Origin of the sequence: Bacillus sp. 3255 (assembly GCF_031456485.1) — a bacterium.
Classification (GTDB): domain Bacteria; phylum Bacillota; class Bacilli; order Paenibacillales; family NBRC-103111; genus Paenibacillus_E.
The window spans coordinates 45,119-61,934 of sequence record NZ_JAVDUS010000003.1 but is presented as its reverse complement, the minus strand read 5'-3'; the positions used below and the strand labels follow the sequence as shown (position 1 = coordinate 61,934).

Below are 16,816 nucleotides of genomic sequence, written 5' to 3'. Positions count from 1 at the left end.
CATGAAACCAACTTGGGATGAGAAAATCTTTTATACGATCAATTATATGTTCCTTGGCCTTGCAGCTCTAAGCTGTGTGCTACCCTTGATGCATATTATCTCTTTGTCGTTAAGCAGCTATCAGGCGATTGTATCGGGGCATGTCACGCTGTGGCCGCAGGGCTGGACGATAGAAGCGTACAAAGCCTTATACAGCGGCACCAATCTGGTCAAAGCCTTTTGGAATAGTATCGTAATTACGATCGTAGGCGTTGGGCTAAGCATGTGGTTTACAATCATGGCCGCTTATCCGTTAGCCAAGTCATATTTCTATGCGCGCCGCTTCTTTACACTTGCTATCGTATTTACGATGCTGTTCGGAACGCCTTTAATTCCTCTATTTCTCATCGTGAAAAGTCTCGGCTTACTGGATACTTACGGCGCCATTTGGATGCCGGGACTGATCAGCGCGTTTAATATGCTCGTCCTTCGGACCTTCTTCATGAATGTGCCTGAAGAGCTTGAAGAAGCGGCTAGGATGGATGGCTGCGGGGAATGGAGACTTCTCACCCGGATTATCCTCCCTCTCTCCCTGCCCGTCTTGGCTACGTTGACTTTATTCTATGGCGTCGGATATTGGAATTCATTCTTACACGTGCTTATGTTCATCAATGACAGCACACGCATGAATTTGGCGGTGATGATTCAACAAATGGTCGCCAGTCAATCGATTCTTCAAGAGCTTAATTCCGTAAGACCCGATGATTTGCAGCAAATGACACCAGAGTCTATCAAAGCGGCCGGCGTAATCGTACTCATTGTGCCTATGCTGATCGTCTACCCTTTCTTGCAGAAGTATTTTGTCAAAGGGGTTATGATCGGCGCGATTAAAGGATAAGACGAAAGAAAACAGGACCTGATTTCAGATGTATGGGGAAACGAATGATCTAAGGGGGGATTTCCATGTTTATGTTAAGTAAGCGTCATCGGAAAGCTCTACTGTCTACACTAGTCTGTGCTGCCGTACTGGCAGGCTGCTCCACACCTAAAACTGGCGATCCAGCGACACCGTCAAATCCGAATGCGACCTCTGGAACCGAACCTGCTGCCCGAGGCGCGATTACAGTCTCCGTCTATGACCGGGGCAATATTCCGCCGGAGGAAGGCAACTGGGATAAAAACCGTTGGGTGGACTGGATCAACAAGAACGGTCCGGTCGATGTGAAGTATACATCCGTTCCCCGCTGGGAATCGTTCCCGAAGTTTAATGCCCTGCTCGCCTCTGGAAGCGCACCGGATTTAATACTCGAGTATGATGCGAACTACAGGAACAGCTGGTATTCGCAGAAGCTGCTGATGCCGATTGATGAAATGGTTGATAAATATAGCACGAACTACAAACAAATTCTGGAGAAGTACCCGCTGCTCCGCAAGATTGGAACGAAGGAAGACGGCAAATTGTACGAAATCGGGCGTCTGAATGTCGTGGCCCCCCATCATCGTCTCTTGATCCGTGAGGATTGGCTCCAGAAGCTGAACCTCCAGGTCCCTACCACGACGGAAGAATTGTATAACGTCGCCAGTGCATTCGTGAACCAGGATCCAGACGGCAACGGTAAAAAGGATACGTTCGGTATCAACCTGAGCGGCGTCGGCTTCTCCGTAATCAGCCATATCTTCGGGCGTTCGATCGACTGGGCCGAACAAAACGGTCATTTCGTCCATGATTGGGAACGTCTCCAAGCATCCGTCGAGTTCCAGAAGCGGTTGTTCGACGACGGTCTGGTCGATAAGGATTTTCTCACGGATAAAAACGGACAAAAAGGCATCCAAGATTTCATGAATGGAAAACTAGGGATTTTTGCGATCGACAGCGCCTGGTTTACCATCTCGAACTATGAAACGTTGAAGAAGAACAACCCTACGGCCAAGGTCATTCCAATAGCTTTGCCGAAAAGCCAATTCGGCCAATTCAGCCCGATTATCAGCACCCCCGTGCAAATGGTCGGTGTTGTCAATGCCAAAGCGAAAGATCCGAAAGCGGTTATGCAATATATTGACTGGATGGTGGATCCTGCAAATGCAAGCCTGCTGAAAAATGGCATTGAGGGTACACATTCGCAAAAAGGCTCGAATGGCTGTTTGCAGCCTATCGATACCGAGAAAAATAAGAAAGAGCTTTATACCGACGATCTGAACATGATGAGATCCGATTTGCTGCTGGGCAAATGCGCGGAAGTGTATCTGGTCAACCTTCGCCCTGAAGTGCCTGCACAAAAAGAACTGCTCGACATCAACCTCAAATCCAAAGAAATCTATATTAACAAAGATCGCCCGATCCCTTCGCTCGGTTATGACTTCTTGCCGGTACTGCCTGATAATCTGCAAGCGATTGTCAAAAGCACAAGCAAATCCAACAACATCGACAAAGGTGATATTTGGTTGAAAGCTCTGGTAGGCGGGACCAGCTATACGGCACAGCAGGCTGTGAAGGATGCCAAGGATATTTGGGAGAAAGCAGGCGGCAAGCAAGTCGATGATTATTATGCCAACTGGTATGAGAACAACAAAACCAAAGCATTCAGTATTGATGATCTGTACAAATTCGCTGAAGAATCGCAGAAAGAATTGAAATAAAACGAAGGAGGAGCGGCGCTCCCGAGGATGATCGGCCGGAGCGCCGTTTACACATGACGTAGCCCCCGGATAGGACTAGGGAATCCTATTGATCATCTCATTCACCTGGAGGTAATTATGAGATCCCTACACAAGTCAAAACTCCTTGTTTCAATCCTTCTGTCGGCCATCATCGTCTCCCTGCTCCCGCTATTTCCCGCCGAACGTGCATCGGCTGCGGGAACAGGCATTACCCAAGACTATTGGAACAATATTCCTGGCGGGAAAGTCGAACAGATCCCATTAAAGGCGCCACCGACGGGCTCGAGGGTGCTCACCAGCTTCGAGACGCCGAACAATACGGGAGATCTCTACGGCTCTCGCCTATATGGCTTCCTAATTCCGCCTGTCAGCGGAGGCTACACGTTCTGGATTGCAGCGGATGACAGCTCCGAGCTATGGCTGAGCCCGGATGGCGATCCCGCACACAAAGAGAAGATCGCCTGGAATACGGTCTTCGCTAAGCCCAGAGAGTGGGGAAAATCGCCTACTCAGAAATCGGTGGTCATTCCGCTAACTGGCGGGAAACGGTACTATATCGAGGCGCTGCATAAAGAAAACACCTCGAATGACAATTTGGCTGTCGCCTGGCAAGGTCCTGGGATCACCCAGCAGGTGATACCTGGGGCTTATTTGACCCCTTATGTGCTGCCCGAAGCGCCGGCAAATCCTGTGCAGGACGACACCGCGAATACATTCGGGTGGACGCCTGTTCCTGGTTATCCGGATGTGGCTTCCTATGAATACAGCACAGACCGCGGTTACACGTGGCAACCCGTAGCAACGAACCCGCTTCAATTGGACAATATCAATTACACGGCGGGCCAAATCCAGGTTCGGTTGAAAGAAACGGCCGCGCAGCCTGTCGGGAAAACCCTCTATTCAACAGCCTTTTATACGCAAACGAAAGCGGAACAGCCTGCGCAGGTTTCTTCGTTGCTATGGCAAATAGGGCTTGATAATCAGCTGTCAACGGAATTCAGCGATTATCAATCAACCCCTGTCGAGTCGTTCAGCCTTCCTGCCGACTGGGCTACCCGCACGGATTGGAGCTCGATATCGAAAGGCTTAAAGCTTAGCCGCAACGGCTCTATGGTGATTACTTACAACTTAGCTGCGATCCCGGAGCATGGCGTCCAGTTCAGCTTCCGGAGTTTGGATGCGTATGTTTCCGTTCCGCAGGTAGCGGTATTTTCCAATCAAACGATGGCCGGTTTAATCCAGATTGTCGGTTTGAACGGCGGGAATACGACGCGGAAATTCAAAGAAACTTATGAGCTTTATATTCCTAAGGAAATGCTGAAGGTTGGATCTAATGAACTGATGCTGTCATTGGATCGGGGCTTATATGCAGGAACGGAAGGTGATGAATATCATTGGTTTGAGTGGGATTATGCCAAACTCGAGGCCTTGGGGTCTCCGGCCGCAGAGCCCATTCACGGGCGGTATATCCATCTGGGAACAGCGCTTGTCTCTCATGTGTTGAAAGACCGCGATTTGCAAACGATGGAAGTTACCAAATGGCTGGGACTCGCTTACAGCGGGAACGTCATTCGCTCCAGTCAATTCTCGCGGGAATGGCTAACCGCCTTGCGCGATTTGAATTTGGCACCGGTGCTCCTGCCCTTCGGAACGTACATCAAGGATCCGGAACTCTCGTCGGGCGTTGTCCCAGAGAAACTGAAAGAGTATTACACGAATCTAATTGCAGAGAATGGAGATTTGTTCGAATATCTGGAGCTTGATAACGAACCCGGCGTGTTCAACAATGCCTTTGCCGCCGATTTGGCTCTTGCCAAGTATGTGAGTGAGCAAAAGCCTTTGCTAAACCCTTGGTTGAAAGCGGTTTCCCCCGGTTGGGCTTATTGGCCTTCCAAAGGGATTCCGGATGGCTGGGAGCGGGATCCCGCCTACCGCAGGCAGATCGAGGATTATACCGATATGACGAACGGTCACAGCTACACCATGAGCGGGATTTCAAGCGGTGAAGGCGGCGCCCTCGTCGAGACACTCAAGACCTATCCTGAGTATCAGGGAGACGGATTGGCTAAGCCGATGATGATGAGTGAAACGGGAGCGAATGATTTTCATACCGATAACAACCGTTATGATACGTTCACACATCGCTTCTCCTCCCTCTTCGACCGGGAAATGCGCAGTACCATCGGCTATCTCGATTACATTATGCAGCATGCGGCTTACTTCCGAGAGTACAGCTTGCTCCAAGAGGATATCGTGATGAAATCCGCCGACGATGCGCTAGCATGGATCAATACAAGCGATCCCGATGAAACGCGATTAAAGGTTTTCCGCCGCTTAGCGCTTGCCTACAGTACGCATGGCAAACCGCTCCCTTATGTGTATACGAACCAGAATGAGCTGGCTGGGAAAAAGGCTTATTTCCGCGCGGTGGATACGTCAAGTCTTGGTGTGAGCGCTACCGGTGCGAAATCGAATAAAATTTTGCTCAACTTTGTTAACTTTGAAACGACCCCGGTTACGATGAACGTAAACGTTACACTGCCTTTGAACGCCCAGTACGCGGCCGAACGCTTTGGCGCCGGCAACTCGTATGCGGCTGCACGCAGTTTGACCACCGTTGACGCAGCTTCGGGCGCGCAGTTATCGGAAACGATCCAACCCGGTGAAGCCGTTCAGTACATTCTGACTCCACTCGAGCATGCCAAACCGAGCACCCCTGTGCTGCAAGCACGGGCCGTTTCTTACAAACAAATCAAACTGACATGGCAGCCTTCAACAGATAATGCGGAAGTAGCCGGATATAAGCTGTACGATAACGGTGTCCTGCTAGCTAAGCTTCCTAGAGCCGTTACACGCTATTCACACCAAGATGTCAGCCCGGAAAGCGCACACACGTATACACTGGTCGCTTATGATGACTCAGGCAACGAATCCGAGCCGAGCGCCCCTATAGCCATATCTTCCTTAACTTTGCCGCAATCTCCGTTCACCACGACGTCTACGGGAGCTTTGCATGTTGAAGCGGAACAAACGGAGCTCGAAGGCGTGACGCATCACGGCACATTCGTCGGCATGTATTATACGCAAGGGCGAATGAACCTGCTGAAACCGCCGGTCAAAGCCAACACCAATTATATTCTGAAGCTCAAATATAGTTCGGCTGCGAACAAAAAGGTCAATCTCGTCATCGACAACCAGTTGGTTCGCACCCTCGATTTGCCTGGAACGGAGCCTAACGTCTATACGACCGTCGAATATAACGTCATGATGCCTGCGGACATAAGCAACCTTGTGCTGTCCATCGTCAAGAGCAGCGATAATGTGTTCGCCTACTTCGATTGGTTCGAGCTCAAAGAAGGCATTTTGGATGAGACGCCTCACCCCCTCTGGACGAATGTCGTTCATTCCAGTTCCAATATGTATTATTCCGCATCTACCTTCGCTCTTGGCGCCAATGGAGCCGATCTCCATGAAACGTCAACGCCTGGCGACTATGCGGCTATGGGCTTTAAGGGCACAGGAGTTCGTTGGTATTCCGATATTGAGTCTACTTTAGGCGTGGCCGATGTTTATATAGATGATATCCTGCAAGCAACGGTGGATTTGAAAACGGCGAACACACAAGGTGCGAAGAAGCTCGTTTTCGAAAAAACAGACCTTCCTATGGCCAACCATATCATCAAAATTGTCGCCAAAAACGGCCGCATCATCCATCAATCGTTCGAGTTTCTCAGCTTGGAACGCCAGCCCTTAACACCTGGCCCCGATCTTATCGTCACCGATCTTGGAACGGATCCAGCAGATCCGTATGCCGGGCAGACGGGAGTTCGGTTCTATGTCACGGTGAAAAATGTCGGGATACTCCCAACCCCAGCCGGTATCATAACGGGAGCCGTGTTCGGCTTAAACGGCGGTTCGTTTGGTTATACGGATACGTATAATCAATCCATCCCTGTAGGCGGCAGTGTAACGCTATACCCGAATGCAGGCGGTGAAAATGGCTATTGGGAAGTGCCGAATGGCGAAGCCGCCTACCAATTGAGCGTCAATATCAATGATATCGGCCGATTCACGGAGATGGATCGCACGAACAATACCAAGGAGATGACGTTCCAGGTTACGAAGCGTGAGGTCTCCCCTCCTGTGACAACAGCGGCAGCGGACGGAGTAACGGGAGCAGGCACATTCAACAAGCAAGATGTGCATGTGACGTTTACGGCCCAGCATCCGACTGCCGGGGTTGGAATTAAACGGACGGAGTACCGTATTCAGGGGGGAACAGGAACGTGGCAGCCCGTCACCGTTCAGCCGGTCCCTTTCACCGATGAAGGTGTACACCAAATCCAATACCGCTCGATTGATGTCATGAATAACGAAGAAGAGCCTAAAGACTTGATTATTGGCATCGATAAAACGGCTCCGACAACGACCCACACCTCATTAGAGGGGTGGCTGCGAACACCGCAAACCGTCACATTCGCAGCTTATGATGCTTTGAGCGGTGTCCAAGAGACCTTCTACTCGCTTAATGGGGGAACTCCAACGGCAGGAAACTCCGTTACAGTAAACACTTACGGTCTGAACACGATACTCTATTACAGCTTGGATGCTGCAGGCAATCAAGAGGCTAATCATGTCGCGGAAGTACGCTTCGATCCGCAACCTCCGGAAATCAGCTTCACCGGTCCTCTAACCGTGTTTTGGACGGATCCGATTGTATGGCATGTTGGTATCACCGATGCTTTAAGCGGCGTTGCCTCCTCTGTGGTTAAACTGGATGGTACCGTTGTCAGCCCTAACATTAATCTTCAACCGCTGAGCTTGTGGTTAGGTCAGCATACGATATTCGTAATGGCCACAGATAACGCGGGCAATACGGCCGAACGTTCCTTCACAGTGAAGGTGATCATGGATCTCGATCACCTAGACGATTTGCTCCGTTTATTATGGAATTTGGGCTATTTCCAAAACCAAAACACCTATAACAACTTGCAGAATAAGGTTACTCTGCTTCAGAAGCTGCTAAACCAAAGTCAGCTAAAAGACCCGAATATCTTTGATGTTATCCTCAAAGACGGCAAGTATTTGGATCATACAACCGCCAAGCAGCTTCAGGATGCCATTGAATATGTGCAGCAGAAATTGAGGAAGTGAATCGCAAAGAAGGGGCCTATCGTCCAAAGTCACTTTTGGATGATAGGCCCTTTTTACGAAGATTTGATGTGTGCTGCCACCGGATCACTCCGTTGTTGATGCCATATAGACGTCACTCAAACAGCCAACTTGATAATAAGGATACTCCAGCTTCCTCTGTATCTGAAGGGCTATGTCCGAATTCGTCAGCCATTCCGCCACGTACAAACCTAGATCGATGGCTGCTGTTACACCGCCTCCAGTTACGACATTGCCATCCCTCACTACGCGCGCCTTCACAACTTCCATACAATAAGAAGCTAACAATTCGTAAGCAGACGAGTTGGTTGTCGCTTTTTTGCCTACCAGATAACCAGCCGCCCCCAAAAGCAAAGCTCCTGTACAAACGGACACCTTATAGGGAACAGCCTCCGCAGTCCGGATCACCAGGTTATCACTTCATAAAACCCGATAAAATCCATGCTTGTCATGCCGTCGAATAACACAAACGCCATTCTCATTGCATCACACGTCCTTTATTTTATCTCTTTATTCCTTCATCATTTTGTTATCTCTTTTCAAACTTCCCGATAATATCAGCCACAGCGTCCATGCTGACCGGCTTACTTATATAAGCATCCATACCCGCTGCTAAATATTTTTCATCATCACCCTTCATGGCATGAGCGGTCACAGCCACAATACACGGACATTTGCCGGCGCCGGCCGCCGTTTCTTTGATTACCTTCGCAGCGGTTAATCCATCCATACAAGGCATCTGAATATCCATAAAAATGAGATCATATAGATAACGTTTAGCTGCTTCAACGGCTTCATTTCCATTTTGCACAATAGTCGTGTTGTGACCTAGTTTTTCTATCATTTTCGCTAACACAAGTTGGTTGACCTCATTGTCTTCTGCGATTAAAATTCTCAAGGATTGTTCAGTTGAACTCTCGATAGGATCATCCTGTTGGTGCCATTTATCCGTATACGAAGATTCCGGTTGGTTGCGGACCCTAAAGTTCGCTGTGAAGAAGAACGTGGATCCTGTTTGATCCCCGGAAGCCGCCTCATACCAGATTTGGCCCCCCATGAGCTCAACTAGCTTCTTACAGATCGCTAATCCAAGGCCTGTTCCCTCTGTCTTCCGAGTCATAAAGTGATCAACCTGATAAAAGGGATCAAATAAATGACCTACTTTATCTTCAGGCACACCTATTCCGGTATCCTTCACTGCGAATTGAAGCCGCACCTCATTCATTTCATCACTGACATGATCAACCGTAATCGAAACCGCTCCGCTAGGCGTGAATTTGATGGCATTGCTGAGTAAATTCATCAGAATTTGTCTTAACTTCGTCATATCTCCATAAATGAAGTCAGGAACCTTTGGACTGACGGAAGTTATAATCTCCAGGTTCTTCTCAAGCGCCTTCGACATGACGATGTCAAGCGTTTCATACAGAATAGACCGCACATTCATAGGTTCTTCCACTAATTCTGTCTTGCCGGACTCAATTTTCGAGAAGTCTAGAATATCGTTAATGATCTTGAGCAGTGTAACGCCGCTTTTTTTAATAATATGTACATACTCGGTCTGCTCTTCATCCAATTCCGTCTCTAAGAGTACATCGGTCATACCGATGACCCCGTTCATAGGCGTGCGGATTTCATGGCTCATCATGGCTAGAAACTCGCTCTTCGCTTTATTCGTTTTCTCAGCCGCCTCTTTTTCAATCAACAGCTTCTTTTGTTCCGTCATGTCTTTGGCTATGATGTAAAAGCCCATCATCTGGTTCTGGATAATAATCGGTGCTAGCGTGACTAGCACTTCAACGGTATGACCCGCTTTGTGTTGAATGTGCGTGATGTCTTTTTCAATTTGTTCGATAGCTGCATGATCGTTTAAAGCAATAAGCAACTTGGTCACATTTCTTGCGCCGATTAATTTGGAGATCCCTCTCCCGATTAACTCTTCAATGAGATATCCGGTCATTTGCTGCGCCCTGTTATTGCCATTGATGATCATGCCGTCCAAACCAAAAGAAATAATCGCATCGTGGTTATATTTCTTTAACGAGGTATACCGCTCGATACTTTCCTGCAGTTTCAGTTCAGCTTGCTTGCTCTTGGTTACATCGATAAATTGGCTGATCAAATATAAAGGCTTTCCGTCATTTTCGTCATGAACCATTGAGACATGTACAGATGTGCAAACGATGTGGCCATTTTTATGATAATATCGATTCTCTAATTCAAAAGAAGGAATAACGCCATCCAATAACTCCCGTAGTAAACGACTGGTCTGGTCACGATCATCCGGATGTCGAATATCATCAAACGTCATATTCATGAGTTCATCTTCGGAATAGCCGAAAATCCTGCATACCGCAGGGTTCACATTTAACCATTTTCCGTCTAAGGATATCAAAGCGATCCCAATCGGCGCACTTACATATAAATGTCTGAATAACGCCTGGGGGTCAAATATTTTCAAGTTCTGCATCCGCACATTCCTCCTCTTATGAAATGAATGTCTCAAGTGAATAAGGCGGCCTTGGCTCACTTCTCCCCTTTCCTTTTCGTCGTTTGGCTCACGTCTGCTCCTGCAACCTCCGCCCCAGCTTATCTTGGACGAACCATGCATACACGGCAAACCCAGCCAACAGCGCTCCCGACGTTAGCAAGAATGGAAGGGAATAATGGTTCCCCGCCAAAATATACCCCGCCCAGTAAGAAGCAATCGTATTACCGATACTGCGCGAAACGGTCCGCAGCCCGGCGAAAATATTGCGGTCTTCTTCGGCAACGGCGGACATGCATTCGCTGTCCATCAAGTTGTTCAGCATCGTAAACCCAGTCCCGCGAATCAGAAGCAGTACGGCGAAGACAGACCCCGGCATGCTAATCGCCATCAACCCTACCACAATACTATTATAGAGAAAAAGGAGCACGAAGGCTTTGCGGCTGCCCATTTTCTCCAACATGTAGGGCACAAGCAGCGAACCGATAAAAAAGAACACGCCTGAGAGCGCCAAAAGGCCGGAGATGCTGCTGTCCTCCATCCCGAATCGGAATTTCAGGATCACATTGAGGAATGGGCTCAGCAGACCGAAGGTGAAGCCGGAATTAAAGATCAGCAGCGCCAGCAGGATCATGAATGAATAGGCGTGCGTCTTCTTCTGCCGCTCCTTAGAAGGAACAGCAGCAGCCCCCTTGTTCCCGGCTGATTCCGCTTGTTCGTTGAAAGACGGGAGCAGCCAGCCTCTTAGAATACCGGAGAGCCCCAAACAGCCGCCGGCCACGAAAAAGGCGTATTGGTACAGCGTACTGTCCCCTGGCAACCACAACGGGAGATAGCCTCCCAGCCATGTGCCTATGCCTGTGAATAGAGTAAAGATAGCAAACAAGAGTGAATAGGCGCTGGTCTCTTCTTTTTTCGTACGGCAATATTGGAAAATCAATTGAATTTCCGAATTCACGATGGCCGTAATGCTTAATGACCAGATGAGCTGTGCGGCAGTAACCATCCCGACACTGCTGCCGAAGCCGAAGATGACCAGCGCCAGACATGCCAGCAGCATGCCGATGACAAGCATCGTCTTGCGGCCTAAGTATTTGACGACGAAACCTGCCGGCAGACTGGTAAGTCCCACGGTGAGCGCGCCCAGCGAGGTGATGCGCCCGATGTCCTCTTTGGAGAAGCCGAGGTCCAGCAGATGCAAGTTCAAGATCAAGTTGAAAATGCCGGCGCCGATGCCAAATAGGCTCTCGGTTGCGATAAATCGTTTGACGCCGGGAGATAAATCACGGAATAAATCGACCGTATATGACCACATAGCTGTTCCTTTCCATTTGCTGTATGTTCTTATCTTACATGGTGGCGTCACATGGTTCAACACTTACAGAGTCAAGAATAAGGCGAAAAGAGCCGAAATCCCCGATAGATGCGTGGATCCGGCTCTTTTAAAAGTTATTGTTTGTTTTTTACATATGTATTTAGAAAATGTATGAGTGCCTCGTAAAAGTCGCGTTCATTTTCAAGCTTATAATACCCGTGCCCCTCATTGGACTTCAGCATGTAAGGCACATCCACTTCCAGCTTGCGTAGCGCAGCAACCATTTGGTCCGACTCCGCTTGTTTCACGCGGGGGTCGTTCACGCCTTGAACAATCATAAGCGGCGACTTGATCTTGTCCGCATGGAGCAGCGGTGAAGCAGCTTCGAGCAGCTTGCGATCTTTCAGCGGATCCCCAACTTGTAGATACATTTGCGTACGCCCCAATTCCCAGTACGGCGGCATTGTGCTCAGAAATGTCAACAAATTCGAGGGACCAACTACATCTACGCCTGCAGCATATAAATCAGGAGTGAATGTCATGCCAGCCAGCGTTGCATAGCCGCCGTAGGACGCTCCGTAAATCCCGATTCGTTCCGGATCGGCAATCCCACGCTGAACCAGCCAGTTCACGCCGTCGGTGATATCGTTTTGCATCGCGGCACCCCATTGTTTATCTCCAGCGTGCAGGAACACTTTGCCGTAACCATCTGATCCGCGGTAATTTAATTGAAGCACCGCATAACCTTGGTTCGCAAGCAGTTGAACATCCATGTTATAGCCCCATGAATCGCGCGTCCATGGACCGCCATGCGGATGTACGATCACCGGCAATTTATTCGCGGCAACACCTTTTGGCAAGGTCAAATAGCCATGGATCGTGAGGCCGTCTCTGCTTTTGAATGAGATTGGCTTCATATCGGATAACTTGTCGGCATTCAACTTCGGTGCAACGTCGGTTATTTTTTCAAGTTTGCCTGTACGTTGATCGAATAAATAGTAACTGCCATAGGATTTATCACTATAAGTATGGACAAGTACCAAATCCTTATCTATCGGTCCGGCGAAATCCCAGCGAGTGGTTTGTAACTGATCCTCAATAGAGCGCGCGGTCGATTTGAACTCTTCGTCCAAGTAGACCCTATGCTTCTCATCCGTTTCATAGCTTACCGCTACGATTGCTTTCTTTTTGAAGGAGAATTTGAAACTATTAATATCCACCTCGTCATTGACATAGAGGACATTGGTTTCCTTTTTCGCAGCAGGATCATACTGAACTAGAGCTTCCGTATTACGTGCAACCGATGACGCAGCATACAACTGGTTATTGTCATACGTGAACATGACCGGGATGAACGTATCGTTGCGATCGAATGTCGCTATCTTTTCAAATTCCTTCTCATCGTCCTCACGATAAAGCAGGCTTGTCTTCTCGCCATCCCTAGCCAACGCAGCGCGAACTTGCCCCCAATTATCAGCGACCCAATATTCTACATTGCCGGGGTTCTGCACATACATGTTGAGTTCGCCTGTCATCAAATTGATTCGCACGACGTCCATCACTTTCGTATCGCGGCGGTTCATCGTAATGAGCAGCTCATAATCCTTTTCATTTTTGGCCGGCCATATGTCCAGCAAATCCGATTTTACGTTCTTAAAAGGCGTTAAGTCCCTATCGTTCGATCCATCCACTTGGACTGCATGAATATGCGTGTTCTCGGAGCCGCCGCTATCTACGGAGTACACAAGTATTTGATTTGTCACCCAAAAAATATTTTGAATATTTTCATCCTTGGAGCTAGTAAGGCGTACGCTTTCGGACTGTCCGAGCTTTTGCACGTACAGATTCATACGATTTTCCCACGGATGCAGGTAGGCAATCGATTGGCTGTCAGGCGACAGTCGCAGCTGAATTTTATCCGGCAGTTGCAGAAAATCGTCCAAAGTAACTGCACCCTGCGTGAATTCTTCTTGCTGACTAAGCGTACGGTACAAAAAGAGAACAAGCTGAGCTCGCGTGACCTGGTCTTTTGGCTGGAAAGTCAACTGCTCCGTGATCCAATGCTGCTTCAGCTTCACAACATCATCACGATGAGCCATACCAATCGCATTCTCGTCTTTCAGCCAAGTCTGTATCCCATTGTTATTAAGCTTAAAAGCACGAACGAGCAGGCTGGCCATTTGCTCCCGCGTCAGCGGCGATTCCGGCTCATACTTCCCCCCGTCTCCCTGGACGATGTTCAGCTCCTTCAAGCTGTTCACCGCTTCTGCGTATGGACTCGTTGCCGGCACATCCGTAAAGCCGTTCAAAGCCTTAGGCTTCGCCGCATGAAGCGCATTGCGCAGCCAAATCGCTGCATCACCTCGCGTGACCGCATCGTCCGGATGAAAGCCACCGTCCATCTTCGCATCGTCGACGATGCCCTTTTGCTTCAGGATGCCGATTGCCCCGCTGGCATAGTGCTCCAGCGGAACGTCCGGGTATGCATCTGCCTCGCTGCTTGCCTGCGCATACGCCGGCAGAGCGGCGAGTATGATCATAGCTGCAGCTAGGATCGATGCTGCTTTCTTGCGTAATGCCATTTTCATGGAAAGCCCCCTGTAATTTTCATATTACAAACAAGTTAAGGGTTACATTATATACCATTTTAGGATAAAAACATAGATTGATAGAAAAGATTTGTAGCCGGCTCTCCACATGCCCCTGCGGACTTTTTCTCGAAACCCCTCACAAGTCGAAGAGCTTGTCTAAACTAATTTACGGCGAACGAGCTGCCGTATTCGTGGTACCTGGCTAATGGCACGGATACCGTGGGGGGAACTATTATATGAAGACATGCGGGGGTTGGTACTGCACCTTGCCGGGCAGCTTCAGAAGCTGGCACCATTAAAAGAAACAAGGCTATCTTACTGCCGAGGAATTCCATATCGTTTCTTCAAGGATTCTAATTCAAATAAAAAATCCCCAAGCTTCGGGGATCTGTTAGCGGGTTTTCTATTCTCTGACACGCGACAGAGGCATGATTGGGGGACGAATTAAGATTTCTTGATGGTGTAGAATCCATATTGTTCAATTTCATCAAGCGCCCTGCGTCCAAAAGATTCGATCAGCTCATCAGCCCGGATTTTGGTTCCCCCTAGTGTAAGCCCGTCCCAGCGGACAATTCTACCGTCCTTAACCAAGAAATAATCATCCATACTACAACCTCCCAAATGAATATTTTGGAAATCTGTGCGCTATACGCAGAGTATGAATCTGCCTATCCCTATATTAGCATATTCCTCCAGCGTGAACAAAAGTTATACGGATTTTTATTCTCCCCTCACATAAGGAATTGTTAATGGTCCTAAAGGCAGAACGGCTACGCTCATCTCGCTGCCATATTTCTTCAGCAATTGCTGCAAAGTGGCTTCGATGTTATGGGTTGGGTGCAGCATCGCCTTCTCGACATCTTCATCCGTCAGCGAAGAATACAGATGTACATCGGCCCAAACCTGGATGACGGCTTGTTTCTGAACTTGCCATTGATCAAATTTCTGAAAGCTGCCGTCATTGATCATATCGAGAATCTCTTGCGGCGTTTTTCTTAATTGTAAGATTTCCGCATAATTACCGTGGTTCGGAATCCCATCCGAGCATTCGGAGGCACAGATAATGGTTCCGCCCTCTTTCACGATTTGATGAGCCGCACTCATCCCTTTGACCGCCTGATATAGATTCTGGTCCAATGGGTACCCTGAATTGGACGTAATGACAACATCGAACCGGCTTTCAACGGGAATCATCGCATGCTGTTTGGTGAAAGCGCATCCTCGATCATGGGCTTCAAACAGCTCCCCGGCAAAAACTTGCGTAATGGCCTTCGATTTATTCAGTGTCACATTAAGCATAAAATGAGGCTTGCACAATCGGTTCACTTCCCGAGTCATGTTCTGCAGAGGATTGTTCACCATGTTCCCCCATGTTGACAAGGGATCGCCGATCATTCGGGCGTTATGAAAGGTTAAAATGGTTTCAATACCGGCAATGCCTGGCATAATCCCTTTCGGTCCTCCGGAGAAACCGGCAAAAAAATGCGGCTCAATGAACCCTGTCACGATTCTGAAATCCGCCTCTACATACTCTTTGTTTAAATAGACGTCACATCCGAATTCACTTCGGCCCACATTCACCAGTTCATCTTGGTTATGGCAATGGTGATTGATGACCCGAATCCTGTCAACGACCGGCGCACCTAACATCTGCACAAATTCCTCTGCCGTTTGATCGCGATGAGTTCCCGTGCCGTTAATGATCACGAAGTTTGCTTCGGGCACATGAGCTAGTTCCTCCATGATCCATGGCACCAGCTTCTCATTAGGCGTTGGCCGCGTAATATCGCTGATCACAATCGCGACTTTGTCTGTAGATTTGACCATGTCCGCCAAGGGCGGCAGACCGATCGGGTTTCGCAGCGCCTGTTGAACGGCTTGTTTCTCTTCTGGCAAACCATCCAAATGATTCGGTTCGATGATCGTCGAACGGTCCGGCACTTCTATCGATAATGTTCCTTTTCCGTACAGCAAGGTCGTTTTCATAACATCGCTCCATTTTGTGGGATTAGTTCGATTATACCATATTATGGAACCCCTATCGTGTAATGCGACTGCGATTCTTTATACAAAGTAGTATTTAGATAAAAATTAATTTATACTCAATAGCAGATCTGAGGTTTCAACTCTAACCAGTGAGGTAAACGATGAACAATAGGACGAAGATCCTGATTGCCAAACCCGCTAAAGAAATATTCGAAGCTATCGTCGATCCCACGCAAATAGGAAATTTCTGGTTTTCTTCCAGCTCCGAGCGTTGGTCAGCCGGCAAGACAATCAAGCTGCGTTATGAGGAGTACAATGCGGAAGGCGAGATTACGGTCAAAGAAATCGTCAATGACAAGAGAATTGCCTTCGAATGGGATTACGGAACGATCCACCTCGTTACCTTTACATTTACCGAAGTGGACGAATTCAAAACGATCGTAGAAGTTGTCGAGGACGGTTTTGCGGATGACAAGGAAGCGATCCCCATGCTTGTAGGCAACAAGGAAGGCTGGGTTTATATGTTGACTTGTCTCAAAGGCTATTTGGAACACGGAATCACTTCCTTACGAGCAGCATTGGTACATGAGTAGCCGTATAACGGAATGTCCGAGACGATCATGTAAA

General features: G+C 48.5%; 9 protein-coding genes and 1 pseudogene. 4 read left to right on the top strand and 6 right to left on the bottom strand.

What is annotated here, in order from left to right; translation table 11 throughout:
• Position 1 precedes the first annotated feature (1 nt).
• From J2X61_RS05120 to J2X61_RS05110, 3 genes are all read left to right on the top strand, one after another.
• Positions 2 to 877 (top strand): carbohydrate ABC transporter permease, encoded by an 876-nt coding sequence (locus J2X61_RS05120; protein WP_310186347.1) that lies wholly within the window; start codon positions 2 to 4, stop codon positions 875 to 877.
• A gap of 65 nt (positions 878 to 942) precedes the next feature.
• Positions 943 to 2,616 carry an extracellular solute-binding protein gene (locus tag J2X61_RS05115; protein ID WP_310186344.1) on the top strand — a complete coding sequence of 558 codons (1,674 nt, stop codon included), beginning with the start codon at positions 943 to 945 and terminating at the stop codon, positions 2,614 to 2,616.
• A 117-nt stretch (positions 2,617 to 2,733) separates the two neighbouring features.
• The gene (locus tag J2X61_RS05110; RefSeq protein ID WP_310186341.1) at positions 2,734 to 7,791 is read left to right on the top strand and encodes an OmpL47-type beta-barrel domain-containing protein; all 5,058 of its coding nucleotides are present in this window, start codon (positions 2,734 to 2,736) and stop codon (positions 7,789 to 7,791) included.
• An 84-nt stretch (positions 7,792 to 7,875) separates the two neighbouring features.
• On the opposite strand, the pseudogene J2X61_RS05105 reads toward J2X61_RS05110, so the two are convergent.
• The 6 genes and pseudogenes from J2X61_RS05105 to larA form a co-directional block, all read right to left on the bottom strand.
• Positions 7,876 to 8,291, bottom strand: a pseudogene (locus tag J2X61_RS05105) (DJ-1/PfpI family protein).
• A gap of 47 nt (positions 8,292 to 8,338) precedes the next feature.
• Positions 8,339 to 10,279, bottom strand: a complete 1,941-nt coding sequence (locus J2X61_RS05100; protein WP_274468982.1) for a PAS domain S-box protein — start codon at positions 10,277 to 10,279, stop codon at positions 8,339 to 8,341.
• 88 nt (positions 10,280 to 10,367) lie between these two features.
• The gene (locus J2X61_RS05095) at positions 10,368 to 11,612 is read right to left on the bottom strand and encodes an MFS transporter (protein ID WP_310186338.1); all 1,245 of its coding nucleotides are present in this window, start codon (positions 11,610 to 11,612) and stop codon (positions 10,368 to 10,370) included.
• 134 nt (positions 11,613 to 11,746) lie between these two features.
• Positions 11,747 to 14,200 (bottom strand): S9 family peptidase, encoded by a 2,454-nt coding sequence (locus J2X61_RS05090; RefSeq protein ID WP_310186335.1) that lies wholly within the window; start codon positions 14,198 to 14,200, stop codon positions 11,747 to 11,749.
• Positions 14,201 to 14,647: 447 nt separating this feature from the next.
• The gene (locus tag J2X61_RS05085; RefSeq protein ID WP_274468978.1) at positions 14,648 to 14,809 is read right to left on the bottom strand and encodes a hypothetical protein; all 162 of its coding nucleotides are present in this window, start codon (positions 14,807 to 14,809) and stop codon (positions 14,648 to 14,650) included.
• A 114-nt stretch (positions 14,810 to 14,923) separates the two neighbouring features.
• Positions 14,924 to 16,189: a nickel-dependent lactate racemase gene (larA, locus tag J2X61_RS05080; RefSeq protein WP_274468977.1), complete on the bottom strand. Its 1,266-nt coding sequence runs from the start codon at positions 16,187 to 16,189 to the stop codon at positions 14,924 to 14,926.
• A gap of 161 nt (positions 16,190 to 16,350) precedes the next feature.
• Here larA and J2X61_RS05075 point away from each other — a divergent pair, with 161 nt between their 5' ends.
• Positions 16,351 to 16,782, top strand: a complete 432-nt coding sequence (locus J2X61_RS05075) for an SRPBCC family protein (RefSeq protein ID WP_310186331.1) — start codon at positions 16,351 to 16,353, stop codon at positions 16,780 to 16,782.
• Positions 16,783 to 16,816: the final 34 nt, after the last annotated feature.

What these genes read in the sequence shown, in the direction of transcription:
- J2X61_RS05115 (WP_310186344.1), top strand. Translation starts at nt 943, where the DNA reads ATGTTTATGTTAAGTAAGCGTCATCGGAAAGCTCTACTGTCTACACTA.
- J2X61_RS05120 (WP_310186347.1), top strand. Translation starts at nt 2, where the DNA reads ATGAAACCAACTTGGGATGAGAAAATCTTTTATACGATCAATTATATG.
- J2X61_RS05090 (WP_310186335.1), bottom strand. Translation starts at nt 14,200, where the DNA reads ATGAAAATGGCATTACGCAAGAAAGCAGCATCGATCCTAGCTGCAGCT.
- J2X61_RS05085 (WP_274468978.1), bottom strand. Translation starts at nt 14,809, where the DNA reads ATGGATGATTATTTCTTGGTTAAGGACGGTAGAATTGTCCGCTGGGAC.
- larA (WP_274468977.1), bottom strand. Translation starts at nt 16,189, where the DNA reads ATGAAAACGACCTTGCTGTACGGAAAAGGAACATTATCGATAGAAGTG.
- J2X61_RS05110 (WP_310186341.1), top strand. Translation starts at nt 2,734, where the DNA reads ATGAGATCCCTACACAAGTCAAAACTCCTTGTTTCAATCCTTCTGTCG.
- J2X61_RS05075 (WP_310186331.1), top strand. Translation starts at nt 16,351, where the DNA reads ATGAACAATAGGACGAAGATCCTGATTGCCAAACCCGCTAAAGAAATA.
- J2X61_RS05100 (WP_274468982.1), bottom strand. Translation starts at nt 10,279, where the DNA reads ATGCAGAACTTGAAAATATTTGACCCCCAGGCGTTATTCAGACATTTA.
- J2X61_RS05095 (WP_310186338.1), bottom strand. Translation starts at nt 11,612, where the DNA reads ATGTGGTCATATACGGTCGATTTATTCCGTGATTTATCTCCCGGCGTC.